This is a genomic window from Neopararhizobium haloflavum (genome assembly GCF_002750855.1).
In the GTDB taxonomy this organism is placed as follows: domain Bacteria; phylum Pseudomonadota; class Alphaproteobacteria; order Rhizobiales; family Rhizobiaceae; genus Georhizobium; species Georhizobium haloflavum.
This window is the reverse complement of the sequence record NZ_NWUC01000004.1, coordinates 163,083-189,232: the sequence shown is the minus strand read 5'-3', so window position 1 is coordinate 189,232 and position 26,150 is coordinate 163,083. Positions and strand designations below refer to the sequence as shown.

The 26,150-nt window shown below is 61.4% G+C and carries 26 protein-coding genes; 10 read left to right on the top strand and 16 right to left on the bottom strand.

What is annotated here, in order from left to right:
- Positions 1-23 precede the first annotated feature (23 nt).
- The 3 genes from CN673_RS10900 to CN673_RS10890 form a co-directional block, all read right to left on the bottom strand.
- Positions 24-2,276, bottom strand: coding sequence for an LPS-assembly protein LptD (locus CN673_RS10900; protein ID WP_442417530.1), 2,253 nt, complete (start codon positions 2,274-2,276; stop codon positions 24-26).
- Between the two features lie 71 nt (positions 2,277-2,347).
- Positions 2,348-3,436, bottom strand: coding sequence for an LPS export ABC transporter permease LptG (gene lptG / locus CN673_RS10895; protein WP_099866296.1), 1,089 nt, complete (start codon positions 3,434-3,436; stop codon positions 2,348-2,350).
- Complete coding sequence (locus tag CN673_RS10890; protein ID WP_099866295.1) at positions 3,433-4,626, bottom strand: LptF/LptG family permease; 1,194 nt, start codon at positions 4,624-4,626, stop codon at positions 3,433-3,435. The genes lptG and CN673_RS10890 overlap by 4 nt, the downstream gene beginning before the upstream one ends.
- A gap of 290 nt (positions 4,627-4,916) precedes the next feature.
- Between CN673_RS10890 and CN673_RS10885 the strand changes: the two genes are divergently transcribed.
- The 4 genes from CN673_RS10885 to CN673_RS10870 are packed head-to-tail and all read left to right on the top strand — an operon-like array spanning position 4,917 to position 8,276.
- The gene (locus CN673_RS10885; RefSeq protein ID WP_099866294.1) at positions 4,917-6,410 is read left to right on the top strand and encodes a leucyl aminopeptidase; all 1,494 of its coding nucleotides are present in this window, start codon (positions 4,917-4,919) and stop codon (positions 6,408-6,410) included.
- Between the two features lie 18 nt (positions 6,411-6,428).
- A complete protein-coding gene (locus tag CN673_RS10880) occupies positions 6,429-6,878 on the top strand; it encodes a DNA polymerase III subunit chi (RefSeq protein ID WP_099866293.1) in 450 nt (149 codons plus the stop codon).
- Positions 6,879-6,911: 33 nt separating this feature from the next.
- A complete protein-coding gene (locus tag CN673_RS10875) occupies positions 6,912-7,895 on the top strand; it encodes a magnesium transporter CorA family protein (RefSeq protein WP_099866292.1) in 984 nt (327 codons plus the stop codon).
- 54 nt (positions 7,896-7,949) lie between these two features.
- On the top strand, positions 7,950-8,276 hold the full coding sequence (locus CN673_RS10870) for a hypothetical protein (protein WP_099866291.1): 327 nt from the start codon (positions 7,950-7,952) through the stop codon (positions 8,274-8,276).
- Positions 8,277-8,293: 17 nt separating this feature from the next.
- On the opposite strand, the gene CN673_RS10865 is transcribed toward CN673_RS10870, so the two are convergent.
- Together CN673_RS10865 and CN673_RS10860 are read right to left on the bottom strand one after the other, a co-directional pair.
- Positions 8,294-10,192: an ABC-F family ATP-binding cassette domain-containing protein gene (locus CN673_RS10865; RefSeq protein WP_099866463.1), complete on the bottom strand. Its 1,899-nt coding sequence runs from the start codon at positions 10,190-10,192 to the stop codon at positions 8,294-8,296.
- Between the two features lie 132 nt (positions 10,193-10,324).
- The gene (locus tag CN673_RS10860; protein WP_099866290.1) at positions 10,325-11,275 is read right to left on the bottom strand and encodes a homocysteine S-methyltransferase family protein; all 951 of its coding nucleotides are present in this window, start codon (positions 11,273-11,275) and stop codon (positions 10,325-10,327) included.
- A 223-nt stretch (positions 11,276-11,498) separates the two neighbouring features.
- On the opposite strand from CN673_RS10860, the gene CN673_RS10855 reads away from it, so the two are divergent.
- Both CN673_RS10855 and CN673_RS10850 read left to right on the top strand, forming a co-directional pair.
- Positions 11,499-12,137, top strand: coding sequence for a TetR/AcrR family transcriptional regulator (locus tag CN673_RS10855; protein ID WP_099866289.1), 639 nt, complete (start codon positions 11,499-11,501; stop codon positions 12,135-12,137).
- A gap of 91 nt (positions 12,138-12,228) precedes the next feature.
- Positions 12,229-13,074: an EamA family transporter gene (locus CN673_RS10850; protein WP_099866288.1), complete on the top strand. Its 846-nt coding sequence runs from the start codon at positions 12,229-12,231 to the stop codon at positions 13,072-13,074.
- On the opposite strand, the gene CN673_RS10845 is transcribed toward CN673_RS10850, so the two are convergent.
- Positions 13,071-13,580 carry a DinB family protein gene (locus CN673_RS10845; RefSeq protein WP_099866287.1) on the bottom strand — a complete coding sequence of 170 codons (510 nt, stop codon included), beginning with the start codon at positions 13,578-13,580 and terminating at the stop codon, positions 13,071-13,073. The genes CN673_RS10850 and CN673_RS10845 overlap by 4 nt on opposite strands.
- A 95-nt stretch (positions 13,581-13,675) precedes the next feature.
- Between CN673_RS10845 and CN673_RS10840 the strand changes: the two genes are divergently transcribed.
- Both CN673_RS10840 and ndk read left to right on the top strand, forming a co-directional pair.
- On the top strand, positions 13,676-14,365 hold the full coding sequence (locus tag CN673_RS10840) for a glutathione S-transferase family protein (protein WP_099866462.1): 690 nt from the start codon (positions 13,676-13,678) through the stop codon (positions 14,363-14,365).
- 81 nt (positions 14,366-14,446) lie between these two features.
- Positions 14,447-14,869: a nucleoside-diphosphate kinase gene (gene ndk / locus CN673_RS10835; RefSeq protein WP_099866286.1), complete on the top strand. Its 423-nt coding sequence runs from the start codon at positions 14,447-14,449 to the stop codon at positions 14,867-14,869.
- Positions 14,870-14,967: 98 nt separating this feature from the next.
- Here ndk and CN673_RS10830 read toward each other — a convergent pair whose 3' ends face one another.
- The 6 genes from CN673_RS10830 to CN673_RS10805 all read right to left on the bottom strand — a co-directional run bounded on the left by CN673_RS10830 (position 14,968) and on the right by CN673_RS10805 (position 20,129).
- Positions 14,968-15,717 carry a phosphoadenylyl-sulfate reductase gene (locus CN673_RS10830; RefSeq protein WP_099866285.1) on the bottom strand — a complete coding sequence of 250 codons (750 nt, stop codon included), beginning with the start codon at positions 15,715-15,717 and terminating at the stop codon, positions 14,968-14,970.
- Positions 15,718-15,848: 131 nt separating this feature from the next.
- Entirely contained in the window at positions 15,849-16,325 is a 477-nt protein-coding gene (locus CN673_RS10825) for a molybdenum cofactor biosynthesis protein MoaE (protein ID WP_099866284.1), read from the bottom strand.
- Between the two features lie 2 nt (positions 16,326-16,327).
- Complete coding sequence (gene moaD / locus CN673_RS10820) at positions 16,328-16,585, bottom strand: molybdopterin converting factor subunit 1 (protein WP_099866283.1); 258 nt, start codon at positions 16,583-16,585, stop codon at positions 16,328-16,330.
- Positions 16,582-17,166: a CDP-diacylglycerol--glycerol-3-phosphate 3-phosphatidyltransferase gene (pgsA, locus tag CN673_RS10815; RefSeq protein WP_099866461.1), complete on the bottom strand. Its 585-nt coding sequence runs from the start codon at positions 17,164-17,166 to the stop codon at positions 16,582-16,584. Before pgsA ends, moaD begins: the two co-directional genes overlap by 4 nt.
- Before the next feature lie 93 nt (positions 17,167-17,259).
- A complete protein-coding gene (gene uvrC / locus CN673_RS10810) occupies positions 17,260-19,368 on the bottom strand; it encodes an excinuclease ABC subunit UvrC (protein ID WP_099866282.1) in 2,109 nt (702 codons plus the stop codon).
- Positions 19,365-20,129 carry an SDR family oxidoreductase gene (locus tag CN673_RS10805; RefSeq protein WP_099866281.1) on the bottom strand — a complete coding sequence of 255 codons (765 nt, stop codon included), beginning with the start codon at positions 20,127-20,129 and terminating at the stop codon, positions 19,365-19,367. Before CN673_RS10805 ends, uvrC begins: the two co-directional genes overlap by 4 nt.
- 339 nt (positions 20,130-20,468) lie before the next feature.
- Between CN673_RS10805 and CN673_RS10800 the strand changes: the two genes are divergently transcribed.
- Positions 20,469-21,113 carry an outer membrane protein gene (locus CN673_RS10800; RefSeq protein ID WP_099866460.1) on the top strand — a complete coding sequence of 215 codons (645 nt, stop codon included), beginning with the start codon at positions 20,469-20,471 and terminating at the stop codon, positions 21,111-21,113.
- Positions 21,114-21,196: 83 nt separating this feature from the next.
- Here the strand turns inward: CN673_RS10800 and CN673_RS10795 are convergent, their stop codons facing one another.
- The 4 genes from CN673_RS10795 to CN673_RS10780 all read right to left on the bottom strand — a co-directional run bounded on the left by CN673_RS10795 (position 21,197) and on the right by CN673_RS10780 (position 23,921).
- Positions 21,197-21,793, bottom strand: a complete 597-nt coding sequence (locus tag CN673_RS10795; protein WP_099866280.1) for a glutathione S-transferase family protein — start codon at positions 21,791-21,793, stop codon at positions 21,197-21,199.
- 64 nt (positions 21,794-21,857) lie between these two features.
- On the bottom strand, positions 21,858-22,535 hold the full coding sequence (locus tag CN673_RS10790; protein WP_245409859.1) for a ribonuclease T2 family protein: 678 nt from the start codon (positions 22,533-22,535) through the stop codon (positions 21,858-21,860).
- Complete coding sequence (locus tag CN673_RS10785; protein WP_099866279.1) at positions 22,532-22,957, bottom strand: hypothetical protein; 426 nt, start codon at positions 22,955-22,957, stop codon at positions 22,532-22,534. Before CN673_RS10785 ends, CN673_RS10790 begins: the two co-directional genes overlap by 4 nt.
- Positions 22,958-23,054: 97 nt before the next feature.
- Complete coding sequence (locus CN673_RS10780) at positions 23,055-23,921, bottom strand: 23S rRNA (adenine(2030)-N(6))-methyltransferase RlmJ (protein WP_099866278.1); 867 nt, start codon at positions 23,919-23,921, stop codon at positions 23,055-23,057.
- A gap of 95 nt (positions 23,922-24,016) precedes the next feature.
- Here CN673_RS10780 and CN673_RS10775 point away from each other — a divergent pair, with 95 nt between their 5' ends.
- Entirely contained in the window at positions 24,017-26,134 is a 2,118-nt protein-coding gene (locus CN673_RS10775) for a molybdopterin-containing oxidoreductase family protein (RefSeq protein ID WP_099866458.1), read from the top strand.
- Positions 26,135-26,150: the final 16 nt, after the last annotated feature.

Here is a 26,150-nt window from a genome sequence, read left to right as displayed (position 1 = left end):
GCCGGTTCGACGGCGCGGCGTCGTCAATCGTTGAACGCAATGTCGCCGAGTGTTCTGAAGCTGAGCGATGCACCGATGCTCCAGTCCGGTCCCGACAGGTCACGCCGATCACGTTCCTCAATGTAGGCAATGCGGAACGAGAAGCATTCGTCGTCATAGCCAAGGCCGATGGATGCGTCGGTCAAGACATGCTCACGCGCGTCGTAGGAGGCAGCGCCGAAGACGCTCCAATTGTCGGTGACGCGCAGCGAAGCATCGCCTCGCACCTCATAGCGGTCACGATCGTAGCTGTATTCCGGCTGGGCGCGAACGAACGTCATGCCGGCCCCGACGCTCAACCTGTCGTTGGCATAGCGAGCGGCGACATCGGCCCGGTCGACATCGAAAGTGTCCTTGTCGAAGCGTGCTCCGGCCCGCAGCGCGATGTTGTTGGGCATCTGGACGCCGACCTGGCCGACGAAATCCGACACATCCGTTTCCAGCCCGGAATTGGCACCCGCATTGACGAAGTCGTCTGTCGCAAAAGAGTTTTCGCCGGCCAGATGGTAGGATTGGCCGACGATCGCGTTCAATCGATAGCCGTTGTCGAACGTGCCTGTGTATCGGAAGCCGACATTGGCCCGCGTGCCGCCTTCGATCCGATCGTAGCCCGAGAACTTGTCACGCTCGAAAAGCGATGTGGCGTCGAAGACGAAACTCTGCGCGTCCTCGTTGGGCAGGCCGCCCGAAAGGGGTTCGTTCGGCCGCACGAACAGTTGGGCGACCGGTTCGATGACGTGCGAGCTGGTCGCCGTTGTCGCAAGGATCGGATAGCTCGCCTCGACACCGGCAGTCACCATCGACCGGGACTGAAAATCGTCGTCCGAGCCGCCGACCGAGGCGAGCGCTGCCGTCTGCTCAAGGTCGTTGGCGTGGAGATCGCCGCGCAGGGCGGCAAGCGGGGTGATGATGATCCCCGCATCGGTGGTGATCCGACGGCGCCACTCCACCTCGCCGGTCAGCCGATTGTTCCAGCCGTCGACCCCGCGCAGCCGGTCGCGCCGGTCGTCCGTGAAGTCGAAGAATTCCTCACGCTCGCGCGAAAGGCTCGTCAGGTTGACATCCAGCGTGGTCTCGCCGCCGAAGATCGGCTGGTCGAGCGTATAGGCATAGTCGATCGTCGGATGAACGATCGGCTGGACCTCTTCGTCGAAATTGTCGGGGAAGGGGGTCTGGATATCGAAGTAGAAGCCCCGCATGTCGAAATAATTTCGATCGTTGAGGCCGGTCAGATAGATTTCCGAAATCTCTTCCTCTTCGGCGAAGCCATCGATCCGGTATGTCTCGCCGAAGTTCTTGTCCGACTGCAGTGTCAGGTCCCAGCCGAATGTCCAGCGCGAATTGATCTCGAAGCGACCGGTCGAATTGACCAGACCGCGCAGGTCTTCGTCCCAGTCCACGGTGCGCTCGTCGAATTCTTCCGGGGACATCTGGTAGATGCCGGCGGCCCGCAAGGTCACGTCGCCATTGCTGAACCGGCGGCGGAATTCCGCTTCCGTCAGAAATCCCTGATTGGAATATCCGGTGACCGATACGGTCGCGTCCATGTGCGGCGACAACGCGAAATAATAGGGAACGGTCACGCCGAGGCCGAGATCGTCCGCATAGGACGCGGATGGAAAGAGAAAGCCGGACTGCCGCTTCTTCTGGTAATCGGGCACGACGAGATAGGGCAGGTAGGCGATCGGCCGGCCGAACAGTTCGAACCGCGCGCCTTCCAGTCGAATCGTCTGGTTCTCGCCGTTCTGGATGACGCGCCGAGCCTTGATCTGCCAGAGCGGCGGACGTTCGGGGTTCTCTTCGCAGACCTCGCACGCGGTGTAGACACCGTTGTTGAGGGTGGTCTCCGTGCCGCCGGTCCGCTCGGCGCTCTCGGCGACAAGCCGGGTGTTGTCGGGCGTCTCGATGCGCAGGGCATTGACGAAGCCGTCACCGAAATCGTCGGTGATGTCCAGTTCCTCGGCATAGATCCGATTGCCGTCCGGCTCGATCAACTCGATGTTGCCGACTGCGTAGAGCCGCCCCGTCTGCTGGTCGTACTCGACCCGGTCGGCGACCATCTGGTAGCCGCCATAGTCGATCTGGACTGCGCCGGACGCGACGACGCGCTCTTCGTCGAGATTGTAGGTGAGTTCTTCGGAGGTCAGCAGCAGGTTGCCTTCGGGCTGCTCGCGTTCGGCAAGCGCCGGTTCCTGCGCGTGAAGACCGTGCGTGAGGGCCATGCCCGACAGCAACAGCACGGACGCCGCCACGCTTGCGCGCAACGCCGACACCCGTCGTTTCTGTCCAAGCCGGAGCACCACGCCCACTAGCCGTCCTCCTTGTGAAGAAGAACCGTCACGCCGAGCGCGAAGGCGACCACGACTGGAAGCCACGCTGCAACGAATGCCGGAATTGCCCCTGAAGCCCCGAAAGTTCTCACCAACACGGAGACGACATAAAGCATGAACCCTGCGACGATGCCACCCAAAATGACCGTGCTTGCCTGCCCGAACCGTACGAATTGGAGGGACACTGTTGCAGCAATGACAACCATTGCGGCGAGCAGGAAAGGTCTGGCCAGAAGAATTTGAAATTGTGTGGAAAACTGCGCTGCGGAAAACCCGAGTGAACGCGCGACTTCGACCTTCTCCGGAAGCGCCCAGATCGATACCGATTCCGGGTCCGTCAGACGCTCCTGGACATAGGCGGGACGAACGCTCGTTGGCACGTCCAGATTGCCCACCTGCTCCGGCTGGGCCCCGGCGCGATAGCGCGTCGCATTCTCCACCTGCCAGAAGCCGTCGCGGAGCGTCGCGCGTTCGGCCTCGATGCGCGAATCGACCGATCCTTCTTCGTCGAAGAAGATCATGGTGATGCCGTTCATGATCAGGCCGCCGTCGAGCGCGTGGTTCGCACCGATGATCATTTCCTGCTCGCCGCTCTTCTGGCGCAGCCACGGCACGATGTTGTCGGTCGAGGGCGCAGCGTTCTGGCTGAAGATTGTCGTTTCGAGCAATTGGGCCTGGGAGAAGCCGGCGGACGCCAGCGGATTGAAGACAGCCACGGCGAAGACGCCGACGCTCAGCGCCGCTGCACAGATCGGCATCATGAACTGCCAGACCGAGACACCGACCGAGCGCACCACCACAAGCTCGTGGCGCCTATTGAGGCTGATCAACACACCGATCGCCGTGAACAGCGCGGCGAAGGGCAGGGTCTGTTCGGCAAAGGCCGGCGCGCGGTAGAGCGCCAGGAGCATCACGTCGAAAACCGAGAACGCCTCGATATCGGGCACTCGCTCGATCAGCAGTGTGAAGTCGATGATGAGGATCAGTGCCACGATCCCCAGCATCAGTGCGGCGATGGATTTGAGGTACCGAAAATAAAAGTAGAGGCTGAGGGTGCGGCCCATCATGACGCAGCCCCCGAACCGCCGCGCCGACTGCCGATACGATGAAGGTTGTCGGCAATTCGTCCAAATGGGCGCAATGCGGTGGACGCCGCTGCCGGCATGCCAGGCGCGCGATCGGTGGCCAGCAGGAATCCGATGGCCGCCACGGCAACAATCGGGACGGCGTAGAGTGAGAATATCCCGAGCAGGGATCCTGTAGCCATGTCCTGCGTCGTGTAGACGAGCAGGAAATAGCCCATGCCAAGAGCCATCGCATTGCCGGTCAGCGCAAAGCTCACCTGGCGTGCGGTCCTGACTTCCCCCGCAAGAAGCAAGGCGATCATCGCGAAGACGACCGGCAGCGTCCAACTCGTCATGCGTTTGTGGAACTCCGCCGTGAACTCCAGCGGATTTTCCTGATAGCGCGGGTTTTCAGGGTCGGGATTGAGAAGGTACGCCGTCGTCTGATCTTTCGGATAGACAATGTACGCCTCGGCCGTCGGTGCGAATGCAGACAGGTCGAATGCGTAGGAATTGAACTTGACGATGGATACAGCGCCGTCATCCGTATCCTTCTGGTGCAGTTCGCCGTCGCGCATGAACAGCAGTTGCCGTCCGTAATCGTCCTCGACGATCGAGGCTTCCGTGGCGAAATAGGACAGTTCGACATCTGTTTCGCGCCGATCGGAGATGAAGAGCCCGCCGAACCCGCCATTGGGCAGACGTTCGGCGATATGCACGGTCAGCCCCGAATCGATCGTCTGGAACGTGCCTTCCTGAAGCAGCGATGTCAGAAGATTGGCGCGAACATCGGCGACAAAGGTGCGGAATTCCTGCCGGCTATAGGGCGTCACGCCATTTTCCAGCGCGAACGAGGCGAGACCGGCGATGAGCGCCAGCAGCAGGACGGGCTTGATGGTCAGCCGTTTCGGCCCGCCGGACGCCTTGATGACCGCGAGCTCGGAATCGGAGTTCATCGCCTTGAATATCTGAACGGTCGCCAGAAGCAGCGCGAACGGCATGATCAGCGGTACGACGGATGGAATGAGCAGCGTCGCGACGTAAAGAAAGCTCACCATGGTGGAGCCGCTGTCCGTGGCGATATTCAGCCGGTTCAGCCCCTGAACGATCCAGACGATCGCCGTAATCGCCGTCAGCATGCCCACGAACGAGACAGCGACACGCCTGAAGATGTACCACTCGATGAGCTTCATGAGGCACGTTTTTCATCACTCGTCGCGCATTTGCAAGCCGCGCGTCATTGTCGATATTTCGGCACGGACGGCGGTCGTTGAACGCTTTAAGAGCGCTTCTCGTCCCCGGAACACCTTCATGGTGCGGGTCGGGGGATAGTGAGCCGAAATGGCTAAAGATGGGCAAAGAAATTTGGTTAACGAAGTGTTGATGCCGATCGCCGCCCGCCGTCGGACGGGTAGTGTTGGACGGCATGCGCGCCTGCCTGCTAAGAGCGTGCAAACGATCATTCCTGACGCATGGAGTTCGCATGTCCCGCAAAGCCAACATCGCCTTCAGTAAACTCGCAGCACCGACCAAGGGCACAGTCGTCATTCTCGCGGGCGAGGACCGTCAACTGGGTGAACTGGCGCTGCAGATCGCTCCCCAGGCGCTCTATGACCGGGCGTTCAAGGCGGCCGATTTCTCCGGCAAGGCGATGAAGACGGTGGAGATTCTGGCGCCGCACGACAGTGATCTCGACCGCATTGTCGTTGTCGGAGCCGGCAAGCGGGAAGCCATGAAGGCGCATGACTGGCTTCGCCTTGGCGGAACGGCGATGGCGAAGACGGGGAAGGGCGGGGCAACAGTCGCACTCGATCTGCCGTCCGGCGTATCTGCCGAAGATGCCGCCGCGTTTGCTCAAGGGATGATGCTGCGCGCCTATGAATTCGATGCCTACAAGACGCGCAAGAAGGACGATGACGACAATGGCGAGGAGACCGGCAAGTCCGTCGACGTCAAGATCGCAGTCGCCGATGCGTCGGCCGCCAAGAAAGCCTTCGCTGCGCTGGAAGCGGTCGGCGAGGGCGTCCTTCTGGCCCGCGACCTCGTCAACGAGCCGGCCAATATCCTCGGGCCGGTCGAATTCGCCGAACGCGCCTCGCAGATGAAGTCTCTCGGGGTGGAGATCGAGGTTCTTGACGCAAAGGACATGAAGAAGCTCGGCATGGGCGCGTTTCTCGGGGTTGCCCAGGGATCCACCCGTCCGCCACGCATCGTCGTGATGAAATGGAACGGCGGGAAGAAGGGCGAGAAGCCGGTGGCGTTCATCGGAAAGGGCGTCGTGTTCGATACCGGCGGCATCTCGATCAAGCCGTCGGCCGGCATGGAGGACATGAAGGGCGACATGGGCGGCGCGGCTGCCGTCACGGGATTGATGCATGCACTCGCCGCGCGCAAGGCCAAGGCCAACGTCATCGGCATCATCGGCCTTGTCGAGAACATGCCCGATGCCGATGCGCAGCGCCCTGGCGATATCGTCACGTCCATGTCAGGTCAGACCATCGAAGTGATCAACACCGACGCGGAAGGCCGGCTGATCCTTTGCGACATGCTCTGGTACTGCAACGATCGTTTCAAGCCTGCGTTCATGGTCAATCTGGCAACGCTCACCGGCGCCATCCTCGTCGCGCTCGGTCATCACCACGCCGGGCTATTCTCCAACGACGACACGCTCGCTGGGCGCTTGTCCGCAGCGGGCGACGTCACCGAGGAGAAGGTCTGGCGCATGCCGCTCGGCAAGGAGTACGACAAGATGATCGATTCCAAGTTCGCCGACATGAAGAACACAGGTGGCCGCTTCGCAGGTTCGATCACCGCAGCGCAATTCCTGAAGCGCTTTGTTGGTGAAACGCCTTGGGCCCACCTCGACGTCGCCGGCACGGCCATGTCCTCGCCGCAGACCGAGATCAATCGCTCCTGGGGTTCGGGCTTCGGCGTTCGGCTGCTCGATGAACTCGTGCGTGGCCATTACGAAAAATAGCCGATCCCGGCATCGCCGATGACCGACATCCTCTTCTATCACCTGACGGAATCGCGCCTAGAAGATGCGATTCCGCCGCTCCTGGAAAAAAGCCTCGAGCGGGGATGGACCGTTGTGGTCCAAGCGGGCAACGCCGAACGGCGCGATGCGCTGGATAACCATCTCTGGACGTATCGCGAGGCAAGCTTCCTGCCGCACGGCCTGGATGGCGAGCCGCATGCACACCTGCAACCGGTCCTCCTGACGACGGGCGAGGGCGCGGCGAATGGCGCAACCGTGCGCTTTCTGGTGGACGGGGTGAGTCCGCCGCCGCTCGAGGGTTACGAGCGTGTCGTCTTCATGTTCGATGGCCATGACCAGCAGCAACTGGATGAGGCCCGCGCTCAGTGGAAGGCATTGAAGGCGAGTGGTCACGGATTGACCTATTGGCAACAATCGTCCGGCGGACGCTGGGAGCGCAAGGCCTGACGGCTCCGTATGCCGAGGGGCGGGAGAGGAACGATGATCACAGTATACGAGGTGGCCGAGGGCAAACTCCGTGCGGTGGACAGCGACGCCATGCCGTCAGCCGAAACCTTGCGCCGTGGCGTCTGGATCGATCTGGACAGCCCCACGGCTGAAGAGGACGCTGCGATCAAGGCGGCGCTGGCGGTCGACATACCGACACGCGATGAGATGGAGGAGATCGAAACCTCCAGCCGTCTCTATACCGACGAAACCGCGGCATTCATGACGGCTATGCTGCCGGCGCTCAACGATGTCGACAATCCCGACATCCTTCCGGTGAGCTTCGTTCTGTCCGGGGAGCGGCTGATCACTGTGCGTTATCATGAGCCGCGCGCATTCCAAGCTTATGTCCAGCGCACGAGCAGGATGAGCAACGGATGCCACGATGGCTTGTCGGTTCTCGCGGGCCTTCTCGATGCGGTGGTCGACCGCATCGCCGATATCCTCGAACTGGCCGGTCAGGGCGTCGATACCATCTCCCGCGACATCTTCCCGAAGGCGACGACTGGCCCGGCAAAGGGGCGCGACTTTCAAAGCGTGCTGCGGCAGATCGGGCGCCGCGCCGATCTCTTGTCGATCATCCGCGACAGCCTTGCCACCTTCGACCGGCTGTTCAGCTTTCTGGCGAATGTCGCGGTGCAAAAGAAGGCAGACAAGGATACCCGTGCACGCATCAAGACGCTGTCTCGTGACGTCACCTCATTGATCGATCATGCATCATTCCTATCGCAAAAGATCACCTTCTTGCTCGATGCGACATTGGGCATGATTTCCATCGAGCAGAACGCAATCATCAAGATCTTTTCGGTTGCTGCCGTTATTTTTCTGCCGCCGACGCTTGTCGCTTCTGTCTATGGCATGAATTTCGAGTTCATGCCGGAATTGAGCTGGAGATTGGGTTATCCATATGCTTTGGCGTTGATGGTAGTATCTGCCGTCATTCCCTATCTTTTCTTCAAGAGGCGCGGTTGGCTCTAGATTTTATCAAGCGTCAATTGTTTATGTCATTTTACGTATACAGAAATTGATTTGATGCTCATCTGCCAGCGGGTGCATGGTTTCTCCCACAATTGGGAGAGCACCATGAAAGCCTCTGCAGATGTTGACCGTGTGGCTGTCGAGAGAGCCATCGCCACCTTTTTTGCCGATCGTCAGTCTGGCAACTGGCCCGTATCCATTTCCGAAGGACTGGCTTCGGTGCGGCGTTGGCATCCCAACGTGTCGCTGAGCGATCAGGAAATCTCAGCAATGGTCGCAAACTATGCAGTGCATCGAGGACTGAATCTGCATTTCGACCGTCCTATGGCGCCGATCGTCGAAGCGCGGGCGGACATCGCATGGAAGATCACGCCCCACTGAGCATCACCAGGCGTCGCTCACGGCGCTGAGAGCGCTTCGTCGTAATCTGCCGAGAGCTCCAGCCAGCGCTCCTCCGCCTCCACCAGCGCGCGTTCGCAGTCGGAGCGTTCCTTACCGAGCGACGCGATCTTGTCAGCGTTACCGTAGCCGGATGGGTCGGCCAACTGCCGGTCGATTTCCCGTATCCGTTTTTCCAGCGACACGGTCCGCGTCTCGAGTGCTGTGATCTGCTTCTTCAGCGGCGCCAGTTCACGGCGCCTGTCGGCAGCCATCTTGCGTTGCACAGCCTTCGACTTCGTCTCTTCCTCGGCCGCTTCCTCCGCAAGCCGACGCTTGTCGGAATTCTTCAGCGGTCCGCCGATGATGAGATTGCGGTAATCGTCGAGATCTCCATCGTAGGCGGTAACGGTGCCGCCACCGACGATCCAGAGCCGATCGACTGTTGCTTCGATAAGGTGGCGATCGTGGGCAATGAGGATCACGGCGCCATCGAACGTGTTCAGCGCCTCGACCAATGCCTGTCGGCTGTCGATATCGAGATGGTTGGTCGGCTCATCCAGGATGAGGAGGTTGGGCCCGTCGAACGTCGCAAGCCCCATCAGGAGACGCGCCTTTTCTCCACCCGAGAGGTCGCGCGCAGGGGTATCCATCTTTTCGGTCGCCAGTCCCATCTGCGCTACGCGCGCACGCACCTTCGCCTCCGGCTGGTCCGGCACCAGCCGCCTGACATGGTAGACGGCGCTCTCGTCTGGAACGAGATCGTCAAGCTGATGTTGCGCGAAAAAGCCGATCTTGAGGCCCGCAAAGACGGTCATCTTGCCGGTTTCGAGCTGCAGACGGTCGGAGAGCAGCTTGGCGAACGTCGATTTGCCATTGCCGTTGGCGCCGAGCAGCGCGATGCGGTCATCCGCGTCGATCCGCAGGTTCAACTGCTTCAGGACGGGCGCTTCCGGCGAATAGCCGACCGACCCGCTCTCTATGGCGATGATGGGAGAGGCGGCCGCCTTGACCGGATCGGGAAACTTGAACCCGTGCACATGCTCGTGCGAGACGGCTGCGATCTCACCCATGCGCTCGAGCGCCTTGATGCGGGACTGGGCCTGACGTGCCTTGGACGCCTTGTAGCGAAATCGGTCGACGAAGGCTTCCATGTGCTTGCGCTGCGCCTGCTGCTTGGAGCGCATCTTCATCTGCAGCTCTTCCGCCTCGGCCTTCTGCCGCGCGAACTGGTCGTAAGGGCCGCGATAGAAGGTGAGCTTGCGATGCTCCAGATTGACGATCGCGTTGACCGCCCGATTCAAAAGGTCCCGGTCGTGGCTGATGATAACCACCGTGTGGGGATAGCGCCGGACATAGTCCTCCAGCCACAGCGTCCCTTCAAGGTCGAGATAGTTGGTCGGCTCGTCGAGAAGCAGCAGGTCAGGCTCTGCAAACAGGACAGAAGCGAGGGAGACGCGCATGCGCCAGCCGCCCGAAAAGCTGGAGGCCGGGCGTCGCTGCGCCGCTTCATCGAATCCAAGGCCGGCAAGAATGCTTGCCGCGCGTGCTTCGGCCGAATGGGCGTCGATATCCACGAGTCGGGTCTGGATTTCCGCGATGCGATGGGCATCGCTGGCATGCTCTGCCTCGGCGAGGAGCCGGGCACGCTCCTTGTCGGCGGCGAGAACGATGTCGATCAGTGCCTCTTCGGTGCCGGGCGCTTCCTGCGCGACCTGTCCGATCCGCGCTTGCCTTGGAACCGATACGGTTCCCGATTCGGGAGAAAGCTCGCCCGTTATGGCCCGAAAGAGCGTCGATTTGCCTGTACCGTTGCGCCCGACGAGACCGGCCTTGGTCCCTGCCGGCAACGTCAGCGAAGCCTGATCGATCAGGAGTCGGCCTGCGATGCGAATGGAAATTTCCGATAGCTGCAACATGTCGGGCGTATTGGCTGAGGCACGCGCGGATGGCAAGCCTCTTGCCTGATGCTGCGGGGGTGAACGGATCAATCTGCGTGGGCAGTCCGCGCAGATTGATCGAGCAAAAGGTTGCGGCAAGATGCAGCTCTGTCAGGCAGCCCTTGCTGGGAGGCAAGCTTCGCAGATCGCTGCCAGATGCCGGTGATCCGTGCCGCAACAACCGCCCATCACCCGCAGCGAGGGCAGGAGACGCATCAACTGACGGTACCGCTCACCAAGGTCGTGCGGATCGCCGGGATCGAGCGTTGGCGATTCGTCAAGCTCCGCATGGCTCTTGGTGGAGGCATTCGCGCGCAGCCCTCCGATGCGTGCTCGCCAACGGCCCGATCTGGCCAACTGATCTGCGAAATGGGTCGGATGCGCGCAGTTGATCATGTAGTAAGCCGGTGCCGCCAGCGTCGCCTCGTCGGTCTGCTCGATCGCTTCGGCAATCGTGGGGCCGGTGATGAGGCGTCCGTCGGTTTCGACCGTGAAGGAGATGACGACGGGCATGGCGCGTGCCGCCGCCGCGCGGGCGATGCCGACCGCTTCCTCGACATTGGTAATCGTGAAGCCGCTCACCATGTCTGCCTCCGTTGAGGCGAACGCGGCGATCTGGGCGGAATGGTAGTCTTCGGCTTCCGCCGCATTCATTCGACCGGCCTTGTAGCCGTCGCCGCGTGGACCGATCGCGCCGCTGATCACGTGCGCGGCACCCGGACGGTCGAAGTCTTCGCGGATCGCGGCCAGCATGTCGATCGATCGCCGGTTCGCGTCGGCCAGCCGTACGGCATCGTAGCCGAGCTTTTCGCCCCAGTCCGGATTCGCCCGCCAGGTCGCACTGTCGAGAATGAAGCCAGTGCCCTGGGCGCGTGCCAGGTTGAGATAGCGGCGATAATAGGCGTCAAGCGCCTGGCGGCCTTCCGCTGTGTCCAGAAGGATGAATGCCGCGAAATGCGGAAGATCGATGCCATCGTGGAATATCAGGGTGGTTTCCATCCCGCCGTCGGTCAGAAACGTGCCGCCAGCAAGCTGTGGCAGATGGTGGCGATACCTCGTCATTGCAGGGTCTCCCGGTTGACGCCCAATTCGGTGGGCGGAGTGCCGGAATTGTGCCCGTTTGCCGGGGCGAAACTAGCAAGCTCATGGTCAAGTCGGCATCACGCCAAGAAAAGCCCTTGTTGCTCCGAAGCTTGCACTTCGCTGAGGCATTCACATGCCGTGGTGTGGTACGATGCCCGCTGCCATAACTTGACCGATGGTACAGTTTTCGGGGAGTGGAGGCATGGCGCGTGGCAGCGAAACGCGTGAGCGCATTCTTGAGATTGCCGAACAGGCGGTCCTTGCGAAAGGCTTCGGCGCGACCTCGATTGAGGAAGTGATCGCGGCGGCCGGCATCACCAAGAGTGGATTCTTCTACCATTTCAAGGACAAGAACGAACTCGCGAAGGCCATGCTGGTCCGATATATCGCCGAGAATGACCGGATTTTCGATGATCTTTTCGGACGAGCCGATGAACTTTCCGACGATCCGCTCCAGTCCTTCCTGATCGGACTGAAGCTTCTCGCAGAGGCGATGGCGGATCTGCCCAACGGCCATCCCGGTTGCCTGATTGCGACCTATTGCTACCAGGAACGTCTATTCGACCGGGAAATTCGGGCCATCTATCAGACGGCCGTGATGCGCTGGAACGATCGTTTTCGCTCGGCGCTGGCGCGCATAGACGCAAGCTACGCCCCTCGCGATGCGATCGAACTTGACCGTGTGGGGGCGATGCTCTCCTGCGTGGTCGATGGCGGGATAATCATGTCAAAGGCGCTGGACGATCCGCGCATACTGGAGCAGCAGATCATGGCCTTCCGCAGCTACATCAAGCTGTTGTTCACGCCGCCCCTTGTGGCCTATGAGCGCGAGCCTGCCTAAACAGCTCTCCTTCTCTCGCAACGCCCATGCACGGCTTCCGTGCATGGGCGAAGGGGTCTATGACGGGTGAGTTCGTATCGAAAGCCTGTTCATGCCCACTTCCGTTCTCATCGTCGTTCTGCTCGCCGCCGTCTTGCATGCGACCTGGAACGCGCTTTTGAAATTCGAGGTCGACAAGACGGCTGGCGCACTGGCCGTATCAATCGGAAGCGCGCCGCTGGCCATCGCTGCCTTGCTCCATGCGGGTTGGCCGCCGGCCGCTGCGTGGCCATTCGTGCTGTCCTCTGCCGTCCTCCATACGGGCTATTTCTGCTTTCTGATGAACGCCTATCGCGTGGGGGATCTGAGCCAGGTCTATCCCATCGCCCGTGGTGTGGCTCCGCTGATCACCGCCATGCTGGCCAGCCTGCTCCTCGGCGAGACCCTTACATTCGTGGAGACGCTCGCCGTGATACTGATCGCGTCCGGTCTTGCCAGTCTCGTACTGACCGCACGAAGCGACGGGCGGCTCGACCTTCTGTCCTGCGGACTTGCGCTGATGACGGGCCTTTTCATCTCGGGCTATTCCCTGAACGACGGTGCGGGCGCGCGCATTGCCGGCGATAGCCTGTCATTTTACGGCGCAAGTTCGCTCATCAACTGCATCATGATGGCCATCGCGCTCACGGTGGTGCGACGCGACGTGGTTCCAAAGGCGCTGACGCGTTGCGCGCGCTCGCTGATGATCGGGGGGCCGCTGTCGTTCGTTGCCTACGCCCTGATTACCTGGGCCTTTACCCAGGCACCGATCGCGCTGGTCTCCGCCTTGCGCGAAACCAGTGTCATTTTTGCCCTCGCCATCGGCGCGGTCTTCCTCAAGGAACGCATCAACCTCGTCAAGATCGTGTCGACCTTCGTCACGCTGTCGGGCGCGGTATTGCTGCGAATGCAGCGTTAGGTATTCGCAAGGCCGGTTTGCCGTTGAAAGTAGACCAGGTCGAGCGAGGGCGGCGTCCTGCCGAGCTGCGAGAGCATCCCATGGACCTGTCCGCGGTGGTGGGTCTGATGATTGAAGACGTGGGCAAGGGCTGGTGCGAGCGGCTGGCTGATCGTTCGCTGGTCCGTGGCTGTGACATAGGTGAAAATGTCGCCAAGGCTTTGCTCATCCAGGGCCGATAGCCAATCACCGATGCGCTCGTCTTCTGCGATGCGTGCCTTGCGCAGCGCAGAACACTCCTCATGAAGGATGGTATCGAGCGCCAAGGGCGCATCGCCTTCGCCGGAAAATCGCTTCATCCAGATCCGGTCGGCCACGAGGATGTGGTTGAGTGTCCCGATGATCGACAGGAAGAAACCCGAAAGGTCGCGGTTTTGTTCTTCGTCACTCAGCGTTCCGACAGCGTCATAAAGGCGAAGATTGGCCCAGGCATTATAGGCCGCGAACATCGCGAAATGGTTCTTCATCGTTCATCGCTCCGGTTGCGCGCCGCCAAAACTAGTCGTGTGCCGCCGGCTGTGCCAGAAGGGGAGCATCAACTCGGGCAATCGAAAGGCTCATGATGACGATCACCCTTTATGAACTCGTGGGCAAGGACGAGACGCGACCTTTCAGCCCGCATTGCTGGAAGGTGGCGATGGCGCTTGCCCACAAGGGGCTCGATTGGACGAGCGTCAAGACGCCATTCACCGGGATCACCGGCATCGAAGGCGCCGGCAAGACCGTTCCGGTCATCCGCGATGGCGAGCGTATCGTGTCGGATTCCTTCCAGATCGCCCTGTATCTGGAAAAGACCCATCCTGATCGCCCCGCGCTTTTCGGCGGGCCGGGTGGCGAAGCGATGGCGCGCTTCGTGGAAAGCTGGACGCAGACCCAGTTGAACGCCGTGCTCGGAATGGCCGCGGTCATGGATATCCACGATTGCCTGTCTCCAACGGACCAGACTTATTTCCGCAAATCGCGCGAAGCGCGCTTCGGGGCTACGCTCAGCGAGGCCAAAGAGCGGGGTGTGGAAAAACTGCCCGAATTGCGCGGCCGGCTGCAACCGCTGCGCGCGATGTTCGCCCACCAGCCATATATCGGAGGCCAGACCCCGCTTTTCGCGGATTACATCGTCTTCGGTTCACTGCAATGGATCCGTATCGTATCGCCAGATCCGCTGCTGGAGCGGGACGATCCCGTGCTCGACTGGTTCGATCGCTGCCTTGATCTGCATGATGGCCTGGGCCGAAAGACGCCGGCGGCGGCCTGAGCGGGACTTGTCATTGCCGGGCGCGGCGGCTATGGAGGCCGCCAATCTTCCCGACACTCCCAAGATCAACAAGGATAGACAATGGCTATCGAACGCACCTTTTCGATGATCAAGCCCGACGCCACCAAGCGTAACCTCACTGGCGCCATTACCAAGATGCTGGAAGACGCCGGCCTGCGCGTCGTTGCGTCCAAGCGCGTATGGATGAGCCTGCGCGAAGCCGAAGGCTTCTACGCCGTGCACAAGGAACGTCCGTTCTTCCAGGAACTGACGGAATTCATGTCGTCCGGTCCGACCGTTGTCCAGGTTCTCGAAGGCGAGAATGCGATCGCCAAGAACCGCGAAGTCATGGGCGCGACCAATCCGAAGGATGCCGCCGAAGGCACCGTCCGCAAGACCTATGCAATCTCCATCGGAGAGAATTCGGTCCATGGTTCGGACGCGCCGGAAACGGCAGCCGAGGAAATCGCCTACTGGTTCTCCGGCACGGAAGTCGTCGGCTGAATCAGAACTGCGGGACAAGCGCGCAAAGTTCTGAAATGACTCGAAAAAAGCCGGGGCGGGTGCTCCGGCTTTTTTGTGAGATCAGTCGTGAAGTCCGATCATGCGTTCTGTCGCGCTGGCAGTTCCGATGCTGCGCCGGCGACGTGCAATCCGCATTCGCGCTGCGTGTCGTTCTCCCACCACCAGCGGCCCGCGCGCTCATCCTCTCCCGGTTTGACGGCGCGGGTGCATGGCGCGCAGCCGATCGAGGGATATCCGCGCGCGTGCAGCGGGTTGATCGGGATCGCGCGATCCTGAACCCGTTGCCTGATCTCGGCAAGCGACCAGTCAGCCAGCGGGTTGACCTTAAGCACTTCGTGATCCGAATCCCACTCCGCAAATGCGACGGCGCCGCGCGCTGCCGATTGACCGCGCCGCAAGCCGGTGATCCAGACATCCGCGCCAGCCAGCGCGCGGCCGAGCGGTTCCACCTTTCGCACGCCGCAGCAGGCGTGACGAGCAGCGACGCTTTCGTAAAATCCGTTCAGGCCATAAGTCGCGACGAACCTGTCGATCTTCTCGGCTTCTGGCTTGAAGCGCTCGATAGCGATCCCGTAATGGCGTTCGGTCTCGGTAATGAGCGCAAGCGTCTCGTCGAACAGCCTTCCGGTATCGAGCGTGACGATAGAAGCGGAAGGCAGGGCGCTTGCCAGTCCATCCGTGACCACCTGATCTTCGATACCAAGGCTGGTGGTGAAAACGATGCGGCGCCCGCTATCGTGAAGCCAGGCCAGACGCTCTTCCAGCGTCCTGGCAGCGAATTGGCTGGCGATTTCATCGATCAGCGTCTGGGCTTCGTCTGGCGTCATGGCTCACCTTATCGGGTCTTCGCTTCAGGCAGCGAGATTGCCGATGGCAGCGCCGAAAGACGAGGCACGGTATGCCGGCAAAGGGTCGGGGTTTGGAAAACTCTTGGGCGGGTTGGCGCCCCACCGAAAAATCAGTCCGCTGCGGAGCCGCGCCAGCGCCGAAGGGCCGCGTCGTCGGTGTCCTTTGCCTCCACCCAGGATCCGCTGGCACCTGAGAGCAGATGCTCTTTCTTCCAGAAGGGTGCGCTGGTCTTCAAATAGTCCATCATGAAATTGGCACCGTCGAAGGCCGCTTGACGGTGCATTGATGCCGCCACGACAAGCACGATGTTCTCGCCCGGCCGTATGAGACCGAAGCGATGAACCGCCGTCAGCCCACTCAACAGCCAACGTTCGCCCGCTTCTTCGGCAATGCGGCGCATCTGGGCTTCGGCCATGCCGGGGTAGTGTTCGAGTTCCAGCGCCGAAAGCGAGCCGCCGTCGTCGCGGCATAAACCGCAGAAGGTCACCACCGCTCCGACATCGGTGCGAGCGTTGGTCATGCGGCGGACTTCTTCAGTCACGTCGAAATCCTCGCGCTGAACGCGGATTTCTGGCCGCATCGCCATCGTCAGCCTCCGGTCATCGGCGGGAAGAGGGCAATCTCGCGCGGCGTACCCAGCGGCTCGCCATGGCCGACATGCTCGTGGTCGATGGCAACGCGGATCGCTTCTGGATATTGAAGCGCCGCTTCATATTCCTCGCCGCGCGCCTTGAGATGATTCAACAATTCGCCAACGGTCACGACGCCGTCGGGAACCTCGATCTCCTCGTCGGATCGTCCGATGCGCTCGCGCACCCAGGCGAAATAAACCAGTTTCGTCTTCATTCGTTCACCACGTGCTTCAGACCGGCACGGAAATAGTCGTACCCTGTATAGATGGTGATGAGTGCCGCAATCCAAAGCATCACGATACCGATCTCTGTCGTATAGGGCAGCACCTTGTCGCCGGCCGGTCCTGCCAGCAGGAAACCAAGCGCGACCATCTGGATGGTCGTCTTCCATTTTGCGATCTTCGTCACGGGCACGCTCACTTTGAGCGCGGCGAGATATTCGCGCAGGCCCGATACGAGGATCTCACGGCAAAGGATGATGATCGCCGCCCAGATCGTCCAGCCGGCGATCGTTCCGTCCGCCGCCATCAGCAGCAGCACCGATGCCACCAGCAGTTTGTCGGCGATCGGATCAAGCATGCGCCCGATGTTGGACGACTGGTCCCACAGCCGCGCAAGGTAACCGTCAAGCCAGTCCGTGATCGATGCGACCGCGAACAGGATCAGCGCCGTCCAGCGCGCAAAATCGGATCCGTGCAGGCGTCCCTCGATGAAGAAGCAGAGCACGATCAGCGGGACCGCCAATATCCGGCCGTAAGTCAGCATGTTGGGAATGTTGTAGACAGGCGAGGCCATCGGCACCTTCTGCATTGCGGTGTGCGCCAAATGAGCGCCCGGACCCTTCCGCGTCAACCGCGATTTTTTCCGGCGGTGTGGTTCGAGGCAGGTTCAATTCTTCCTGTCCTCGTGAAAATGGTTGTAGATCAACTCGGCCATTGCCCGCGAAATGCCCTCGACAGCCGCAAGGTCACTTTGGCCGGCGCGTGAAACAGCCTTCGCCGTCCCGAAATGGTGAAGCAGAGCACGTTTGCGTGAAGGCCCGATCCCACCGATCTCATCAAGGGGATTCTTGACCATTTCCTTCTTGCGCCGCGCCCTATGGGAGCCGATGGCGAAGCGGTGCGCCTCGTCGCGCAGCCGCTGCACAAAATAGAGCACCGGATCACGCGGAGGCAGCGAGAACGGCTCCCGGCCGTCCATGAAAAAGCGTTCGCGCCCTGCTTCCCTGTCCATTCCCTTGGCGACGCCGATCGCCGTTACCCTTTGCCGGATCCCGAGTTCATCCAGAATCGAGCGTACCGCACTCATCTGGCCCTGGCCGCCATCGATCAGGATAAGATCGGGCCAGGCAGGCATGACGGTTTCGTCGTCGTTCTCCGAATCAGGAGCGGACGGTTCGGCGCCATTTTCCTTCAAGAGCCGCGAGAAACGGCGCTGGATGACTTCGCGCATCATGCCGAAATCGTCGCCCGGTGTGATATCGGTCGAGCGGATGTTGAACTTGCGGTAGTGCGCCTTGGTGAACCCGCCGGCGCCGGCGACGATCATTGCGCCGACGGCGTTCGTGCCCATGATATGCGAATTGTCGTAGACCTCGATTCTTCTTGGCACGCGCTCCAGCCCGAATGTTTCCGCCAGACCCTTGAGCAGACGCGCCTGTGAAGCCGTCTCCGCGATCTGCCGTCCATGCGCTTCGCGCGCATTGGCGAGCGCGTGGTCGACGAGTTCGCGCTTCTCGCCGCGCTGCGGCGCCACGACGACCACACGGCGCCCCCCGTTGAGGCTGAGCGCGTCGGCCAGAAGCGTCTGGTCCTCGATCGGTTCGGACAGCAGCACCTGCCGCGCGACCGGCTTGTCGTCGTAGAACTGGGATAGGAAGGAAGAGAGAATCTCCGCGCTGCTCATCTGAGGGTCGACTTTCGGGAAATAGGCGCGGTTGCCCCAGTTCTGGCCTGTCCTGAAGAAGAAGACCTGGACGCACGCGATGCCGCCGCCAAGATGGATGGCGAAGACATCGGCCTCCTCCACGGTGCGCGGATTGATGCCCTGGTGACTTTGCACATGACTGAGCGCGGCCAGGCGGTCGCGAAAGACGGCCGCGCGTTCGAAATCGAGGTCATCGGATGCCGCCTGCATCGCGTCGGCCATGTGCGCCTTCACCGTCTGGCTCTTCCCGGACAGGAAGTTTTCCGCCTCCTTCACCAGGCCGGCATAATCATCGAGGCCGATCTCGCCGGTGCAAGGCGCCGAGCAGCGCTTGATCTGGTAGAGCAGGCAGGGCCGTGTCCGCCCTTCGTAGACCGAATCGGTGCATGTGCGGAGCAGGAAAGCCCGCTGCAACGAGTTGATGGTGCGTCCCACGGCGCCGGCCGACGCGAACGGCCCGAAATAGTCGCCCTTGCGGGCGCGCGCGCCGCGATGCTTGAAGATTGCCGGCGCCTCGTGGTCGCCGGTGATGAGGATGTAGGGAAACGACTTGTCGTCACGAAGCAGGACGTTGAAGCGTGGGCGCAATCGCTTGATAAGATTCGCTTCGAGCAGCAGCGCCTCGGTTTCCGTGCGCGTCGTCACGAATTCCATATGCGCCGTTTCGCGGATCATGCGAGTGATGCGATTGGAATGGCCACGCCCCTGAGCATAGTTCGCGACGCGCTTTTTCAGGCTCCGGGCCTTGCCGACGTAGAGCACATCGCCTTTGGCGTTGAACATGCGATAGACGCCCGGCTGGTTAGGCAGGCGCTTGACGAAGGACTGAATGACTTCCGGCCCGCTCGTGCCGGGTTGTGTCACGCTGATGTTTTCCCAGTCCATTGCTGGCGCCTTCGCGCTGGCGATATCGTCAGCCGGCCCGGGTGCATCCTCTTCATCTCCCGCCTCACTGTCGCCGTCATAGATGATGCCGCCGGCGAGCCCCTCTTCCTCAGGGTTCGCTTCCGGCGGCCCGGCCTTGGGCGAGACACTGGTCTTTGGTGACGAGTTACGGTTGCGGTGGCTCATTCCGTGATGTCTGCAACATCCGGCGTTTCCCACGCAAGGTGCTGCCCTCCATCGAGTGCGATCATCTGGCCGGTGATCGACGGTGTGTCGGCGAGATAGCGGATCGTGCGGCCGAACTCGTCAAGGTCGGGGCCGTGGCCAAGTAGGACGGCGCGGCTCTGACGCTCGAAATCCTCCTCCGATTGACGGTCGTTGGCAAGGGTTGGCCCGGGGCCGATCGCATTGACGCGGATGTGCGGAGCGAGTGCCTGCGCCAAGGTTTGCGTCGCCGTCCAAAGCGTCGATTTTGACAGAGTGTAGGAGAAGAAGCGGGGATTGAGCGCCCAGACTCGCTGATCGATCACGTTGACGATGAGCGCAGACTGACCGGAAGGAAGGGCGCCGACAAGCGCGGCGGAAAGGCGAAGCGGCGCTTTGACGTGGATGTCGAAATGCCGATTGAACGTCGCCTCGTCAAACTCCGTGGCCGTGTCGTCGGCAAAAACGGACGCATTGTTGATGAGAAGGTCGACGGGGCCGAAATTCGACGCTGCCTGGGAGAGTATGCTTTGAGGCGCTTGCCCGTCGAACAGATCTCCGCCGACCACCTGCGCCCGTCCGCCGTTCTTGTTCAGGCAGGCTGCGAGAGCGTCGGCCTCCGCCAGCGATCCGTTGGCATGGACCGATACCGCGTAGCCGCTTTTCGCCAGATCCGAGGCAATTGCCCTGCCGATCCGTTTGGCACCGCCAGTGACGAGTGCGTGTCTGAGCCTTGCCTGCATGGACGCGTCTTCTTTGAAACTTCCAGCCGACTTGGATCAGCCAGGTGTGTGATTGTGGCAACAGTGCCCAATATAGACATCGACGGTGCGGAACAAAGGGGGCGGCGGCGCTTTGTCTTCGCAGTCGCATGAACGAGGGAATTCAGGGACGCAAAGAGGTTTGTTGCATATTTGCCTCACGCCCGGCAAAGCATCGGCCCGTCACTGAATCTCCACATTCCGGCTCGGTCCCTGCCGCATTCGGAAGCGAGTTAGAGCTCGCAAGGGCGGGGTACAAGAACGACAAACGTCCAACCATTCGGGCGAAGCTCGGATGGGTTCGAATTTAGGAGTATGGAAATGCGTGCATTGAAACTGGCCGGTCTGGCAACTGCCATGGTGCTGCCCTTCGCGGCATCCGCTTATGCTGCCGACGCCATCATGGAACCGCCGGCACCGCCGGCTGCCCCGCAGATCGAGCCGGCTCCGGTTCAGCTGTGGACCGGCCCTTACGCCGGTGTCTTCCTCGGCTACAACTGGGGTGACTACGAAGCGATCGAAGACGATGACGCCGAGGACCTCTCGGGTGGCGCCTATGCCGGTTACAACTGGCAGGTCGACAACTTCGTGTTCGGTGTTGAAGGCGACGTCGGCTATTCGGGTGTCGAAGGCGGCAACGACTTCGTTTCCGCAGATCCGGGCGTCTTCGGTTCGGTTCGCGGCCGCGTTGGCTACACCTTCAACCCGTTCATGGTCTACGCCACGGGTGGTGTTGCAGCCGCTGATATCGAGTACGGCAACGAACTCGGCTCCGATTCCAACACGTCGGTCGGTTACACCGTCGGCGGTGGTGTCGAAGGCTTCGTGACGGACAACATCACGGCCCGCGTCGAATACCGCTACACCGACTACGGTGCTGAAGACTACACGCTGCCGGGCACCGGCACGTTCTCTTCGGGTTATGACGAGCACAGCGTTCGCGCAGGTGTTGGCCTGAAGTTCTGATAAGGCGTCGCCGCGATGCCTCCCGTCGCGGCTGGCTTGAGAGCCGGGATCCTTCTGGGTCCCGGCTTTTTTATTGATATGTCTCAGGCCTGCGGCTTGAGCTCGGCATGGGCCGGGAAGAACTTTTCAAATTTTTGCGGCCAGTTCTTCAGCTTCGCCCGACCGCGTTCCCAATCTCCGTCGAAGCGAAGTGCGAGGTAGCCGAGCATCCCGGCAAGCGCGAAGTGGCCGGCGTGCAGCGTCTTGGTTGTCCGCGGCATATTGGCGTTGAGGTAATCCAGCCCGCGCTCGGCCTTGCGCCACTGCTTGTCGATCCATTCCTGGTGAACCTTTTCCTCAGGCCTGAAGCGCCGTTCGTAGACGATGGCCAGCAGGCAATCGCAGATTCCGTCACACAACGCTTCGAGAACCTCTGCTTCCGTGCGTTTGCCCGCATTGCGCGGATAGAGTTTGCGACCGCTTTCACGGTCGAGATATTGCATGATCGCGCGGCTGTCGAAGACGGCCTGTCCCGTATCCGCCACCAGCGTCGGGATCTTCCCAAGCGGGTTGTTGTCGATGAGTTCTGCTGGCTCCTTACCCGTTTCCGTCTTCGTCGACGTAAAGGCGAGACCGGCATAGGTGGCAGCCATGCGGACCTTGGCCGAGTAGGGGGAGGCAGGCGAATAGAGGATGCGCAAGACCGTCGTCCTTTCGAATGGAGTTGATTCGGTGGACGAAGCTTAGACCAATCGACCGATCGCTTCAGCGGCCGGGAAACCCGATGTCGTGGCGCCTGCACCCGTCGGCATCGACCTCCGGACAGGAGCGGAAGCCAAGCTCCTTGGTGAGGCAGATGCGTATCTCACGCAGATTGTCCCGGTCGCACGTCACCGCGATGCCGTTGGCTTCAAGCCCGGGGTTGGCACCGATGAAGGCGGCCTCCACGGCCTGCGGGTCAACCCGCATGTCGCCGCGCATGGATTGCAGGCTCGCTGGGACGTGAACCGCGTCACGGGCTTCGCGCGTTGCTTCGAGATAGCTTTGCGGCGACAGCCCCGTACAACTGCCGTGCTTTCTCCACTGGTGACCGATCAGGCCCATGCCCGGCATGATGTCGAAATAGGGCTTGCCCGTCTCCTCGGGCACCCGATCGGGATGGCGGCTCTCGCAATGTTCGGGATAGCCGTGCTCATGCTGCGGCCACAGCCCGTGCACGACGAATCCGTAGTCCGTCGATTGCTCGCCACATTGAAAGGCGTTTCCGCCGCCTTCGTCGCTGCGGCAGAAGCTGGGCGACCAGGAGAGTGCCAGGACGTAGAAATCGAACGAAGCGGATTGCGCCTGACCAAGTGCAGGCGGGCAGAGGCAAAGGACGGCGATGGCCGCGACTGCTGCGCCGTTATAGCCCGGCGGTGCCGACCGATGTCCGCGCGCAATCACTGCAGCGACTTGCAGTCCGCCCCGTAGACGCGAAGCGGATCGAGGCCGGCGACGCAGAATTCCACGTTGTCGCCGATGATGCCGGCATAACCCATGTCGCCCTCGATCAGGAACCAGATCGGACGCGACCGGTTGTCCGTCATGTTGGCATAGGCGCGGCAATAGTGGCGCTCGACCAGGTTCTTTTCGGTGCGCGGCTCATAGCGCGTCTGCTGAATCGCCGAGAAATCGGCAATGGCGAGGCCAGTGTGAAGCAGATTGTCGTCCGCATAGTCGAATCGCGACACGATGCGGGAAAGAACCCGATGCTCGTTACAGATCGAAGCGGTTGTCGGTGCCACAATGTAGTCGGCCGCCCGGGCCGGTTGCAGGCAGATCGCCGTCAGGCAGAGCGCCAGCAGGGTCGAGGCGGACTTTTTCATGGAACGCGACTCCGATATTCGATCAATCAGGGGGAGAATGCGGTGCCGCTGATGCAAGCGTCAAGGCAGGAAGGCCGCGTTCTTGGCGATTAAACTCTCACTGTTGCCGGCCTGCACGATATGAGGCGAGGTTCCACACGCGGCTGCCGGCCCGGTCATCACGGTTGAGCGCCTGTTCGAGCGCTGGCAGCATGACGGTGAGTTCGTCGGCGAGCGTGTAGGGCGGATTGATGATCACCATTCCCGATCCGCTCAGTCCTGTTGGCGCGGTGCGCTCGCGGACCCAGTGTTCCACGGCCAGAACGTCAGGAAGATCCAGGGCGCAGATGCGTTGGTGAAACGTTTTGTCGGGACTGTCGCTCTTGATCGGATACCAGAGACAATAGGTGCCACCGCGCCAGCGTCGCAGTGCGCGGGCGAGGCCATCGACCATGCGGTCGAATTCGCCCGGCTGCTCGAATGGTGGATCGACGAGTACGAGGCCGCGCTTTTCCTTCGGCGGGACATGCGCCCCGAGTGCCAGCCACCCGTCGAGATGGATGACCCGCGTTTGATAGTCGCCGTCGAAGGCAGCCTGCAGCACACGCGAATCGTCGGGATGCAACTCGATCGCGGACAGACGATCCTGCTTGCGCATCAGCATGCGGGCAAGCTTGGGCGAACCGGGATAGAGCGTCACGCCCCCATCAGGATTGAGATCGCGGATGCAGTCCATATAGGGCGAGAGCAGGGCGGCTGCCTCGGGTGTCGGCGTGCTGTCCATCAGGGCGCCGATTCCGCTGAGCCACTCGCCGGTGCGCTGAGCCTGCGGGGAGGAGAGATCGTAGACACCGATGCCGGCGTGGGTATCGATCACCCTGAATGCCTTATCCTTGCCCTTCAGATAGGTCACCAGCCGAGCCAGGACTGCATGCTTGAGAACGTCGGCGAAATTGCCTGCGTGATAGATGTGCCGGTAATTCATCGGGTGGGTCGCTGACGGTGTTTGATCGGCAAGCCGGATGCTTGCTTCACGGGAATTGTTTGGTTCGCCTGATCGAACTCGACTATAGGAAAAGCATGAATGAAGCGACACCCATCTCGGCCCTGACTCGGATCGGCCATTCGGCCTGTCCGCATGATTGTCCCTCGACCTGCGCGCTGGAAGTCGAACTGCTCGACGATCGCACGATCGGCCGCGTTCGAGGCGATCCAGCCAACAGCTACACCGCCGGCGTCATTTGCGCCAAGGTGGCGCGCTACGCCGAGCGGATCCATCACCCGGACCGTCTGCTTCACCCGATGCGCCGCGTCGGCGAGAAGGGTGAGGGCGGCTGGAAGCGGATCGACTGGAGCGATGCACTCGATCTCGTCGCCGACAAATTCCTGAAGGCCGAGGCCCGGCATGGCTCCGAAGCCGTGTGGCCCTATTTCTATGCCGGTACGATGGGGCTCGTGCAGCGCGATTCGATCCATCGCCTGCGCCACGCGCGCCGGTATTCCGGCCAGTTCGATTCGATCTGCACCAACATGGCCTGGACGGGCTATGTCATGGGTGCCGGCAAGCTGGTCGGTCCTGACCCGCGTGAGATGGCCAAGTCCGACTGCGTCGTGATCTGGGGCACCAATGCCGTCGCAACGCAGGTCAACGTGATGACCCACGCGATCCGTGCGCGCAAGGAGCGTGGCGCCAGGATCGTCGTCATCGACGTCTATGACAATCCGACGATGAAGCAGGCGGACGTCAAGCTTCTCGTGCGGCCAGGCACGGACGGTGCGCTCGCCTGCGCCGTGATGCACGTTCTCTTCCGCGAAGGCTATGCCGACCGCGCGTTCCTCAAGGCCCATACGGACGATCCGGATGGTCTGGAGACCCATCTTGCGACGCGAACTCCCGAATGGGCGTCGGGCATCACCGGGCTGTCAGTCAGCGAGATCGAGGAATTCGCCCGCCTTATCGGTCGGACAAAGCGGACCTATCTTCGCCTCGGCTATGGCTTTACCCGCAGTCGAAACGGGGCCGTCAACATGCACGCCGCGCTGTCGATCGCCTCGGTGACCGGATCCTGGCAGTACGAGGGTGGTGGCGCATTCCACTCCAACAGCGACATCTTCGGGATGGACAAGTCGGAGATCATCGGTGCCGGATTGAAGGATCCGAGCATTCGCAGCCTCGACCAGTCGCAGATCGGCCGCGTGCTGACCGGCGATGCCGAAGCGCTGCGTCACGGCCCGCCCGTCTCGGCGATGCTGATCCAGAACACCAACCCTGCCAACGTGGCGCCCGAACAGCGTCTGGTGCGAGACGGACTTGCGCGAGACGACCTCTTCGTCGCGGTTCACGAGCATTTCATGACCGAAACAGCCGCCATGGCAGACCTCGTCCTGCCGGCGACGATGTTTCTGGAGCACGACGACATTTATCGCGGCGGCGGCCAGCAGCACATCGTACTCGGACCGAAACTGGTCGATCCGCCTGAAACGGTGCGCAGCAATCTTCAGGTCATCGAGGGACTTGCCGAGCGTCTCGGCGTTGCCGACAAGCCGGGTTTCGGCCTTGGCGCCCGAACACTCATCGATCGCATGTTGAAGGCCGGCGGCAGGATCGGCTTCGATGAGCTCACAGGGGAAAAGTGGATCGACTGCCAACCGGACTTCCGCACATCCCATCATCTCGACGGATTCGGTTTCCCAGATGGAAAATTTCGCTTTCGGCCGGATTGGACCGGTACGGCGGCCCCGAACCGGCCTCCTGAGAACGTCGGTATTCTCGGTGACTACCGCCGTCTCCCGGCTTTTCCCGACCATGTGGATCTGATCGAGGTGGCGGATGCGGATCATCCTTTCCGCCTGGCGACCTCTCCAGCGCGTTCGTTCCTGAATTCGACGTTCACGGAAACAAGCGGTTCCTCCAGGCGAGAGGGACGGCCGACGGTCATGATCTCATCGCAAGATGCGAGAACGCATTCGATCAAGGACGGCATGCTGGTGCGGCTCGGCAATGAACGCGGTTCCGTTCGGCTTCAAGCCGTCGTCACCGATGCCGTCAAGCCGGGCGTCCTGATCGCGGAGGGCATATGGCCGAACAAGGCCCATGTCGACGGCGAAGGGATCAACGTACTGACGGGGGCCGATGCTGTGGCGCCCTATGGCGGTGCCGCATTTCACGACAACCACGTCTGGCTGAAGGTTGGTTGAAGGCCGGCTGCACTGC

Excerpts from the sequence above, each read along its gene's own strand:
- CN673_RS10830 (WP_099866285.1), bottom strand. The coding sequence starts at position 15,717 with ATGACGCCAGACGAAGCCCAGACGCTGATCGATGAAATCGCCAGCCAA.
- CN673_RS10865 (WP_099866463.1), bottom strand. The coding sequence starts at position 10,192 with ATGTTGCAGCTATCGGAAATTTCCATTCGCATCGCAGGCCGACTCCTG.
- CN673_RS10875 (WP_099866292.1), top strand. The coding sequence starts at position 6,912 with ATGATCACAGTATACGAGGTGGCCGAGGGCAAACTCCGTGCGGTGGAC.
- moaD (WP_099866283.1), bottom strand. The coding sequence starts at position 16,585 with ATGAAGACGAAACTGGTTTATTTCGCCTGGGTGCGCGAGCGCATCGGA.
- CN673_RS10785 (WP_099866279.1), bottom strand. The coding sequence starts at position 22,957 with ATGAAAAAGTCCGCCTCGACCCTGCTGGCGCTCTGCCTGACGGCGATC.
- CN673_RS10840 (WP_099866462.1), top strand. The coding sequence starts at position 13,676 with ATGACGATCACCCTTTATGAACTCGTGGGCAAGGACGAGACGCGACCT.
- CN673_RS10870 (WP_099866291.1), top strand. The coding sequence starts at position 7,950 with ATGCTCATCTGCCAGCGGGTGCATGGTTTCTCCCACAATTGGGAGAGC.
- CN673_RS10890 (WP_099866295.1), bottom strand. The coding sequence starts at position 4,626 with ATGAAGCTCATCGAGTGGTACATCTTCAGGCGTGTCGCTGTCTCGTTC.
- CN673_RS10850 (WP_099866288.1), top strand. The coding sequence starts at position 12,229 with ATGCCCACTTCCGTTCTCATCGTCGTTCTGCTCGCCGCCGTCTTGCAT.
- CN673_RS10880 (WP_099866293.1), top strand. The coding sequence starts at position 6,429 with ATGACCGACATCCTCTTCTATCACCTGACGGAATCGCGCCTAGAAGAT.
- CN673_RS10805 (WP_099866281.1), bottom strand. The coding sequence starts at position 20,129 with ATGCAGGCAAGGCTCAGACACGCACTCGTCACTGGCGGTGCCAAACGG.
- ndk (WP_099866286.1), top strand. The coding sequence starts at position 14,447 with ATGGCTATCGAACGCACCTTTTCGATGATCAAGCCCGACGCCACCAAG.
- CN673_RS10845 (WP_099866287.1), bottom strand. The coding sequence starts at position 13,580 with ATGAAGAACCATTTCGCGATGTTCGCGGCCTATAATGCCTGGGCCAAT.
- CN673_RS10855 (WP_099866289.1), top strand. The coding sequence starts at position 11,499 with ATGGCGCGTGGCAGCGAAACGCGTGAGCGCATTCTTGAGATTGCCGAA.
- CN673_RS10860 (WP_099866290.1), bottom strand. The coding sequence starts at position 11,275 with ATGACGAGGTATCGCCACCATCTGCCACAGCTTGCTGGCGGCACGTTT.
- CN673_RS10885 (WP_099866294.1), top strand. The coding sequence starts at position 4,917 with ATGTCCCGCAAAGCCAACATCGCCTTCAGTAAACTCGCAGCACCGACC.
- CN673_RS10775 (WP_099866458.1), top strand. The coding sequence starts at position 24,017 with ATGAATGAAGCGACACCCATCTCGGCCCTGACTCGGATCGGCCATTCG.
- CN673_RS10800 (WP_099866460.1), top strand. The coding sequence starts at position 20,469 with ATGCGTGCATTGAAACTGGCCGGTCTGGCAACTGCCATGGTGCTGCCC.
- pgsA (WP_099866461.1), bottom strand. The coding sequence starts at position 17,166 with ATGGCCTCGCCTGTCTACAACATTCCCAACATGCTGACTTACGGCCGG.
- uvrC (WP_099866282.1), bottom strand. The coding sequence starts at position 19,368 with ATGAGCCACCGCAACCGTAACTCGTCACCAAAGACCAGTGTCTCGCCC.
- lptG (WP_099866296.1), bottom strand. The coding sequence starts at position 3,436 with ATGATGGGCCGCACCCTCAGCCTCTACTTTTATTTTCGGTACCTCAAA.
- CN673_RS10780 (WP_099866278.1), bottom strand. The coding sequence starts at position 23,921 with ATGAATTACCGGCACATCTATCACGCAGGCAATTTCGCCGACGTTCTC.
- CN673_RS10825 (WP_099866284.1), bottom strand. The coding sequence starts at position 16,325 with ATGGCGATGCGGCCAGAAATCCGCGTTCAGCGCGAGGATTTCGACGTG.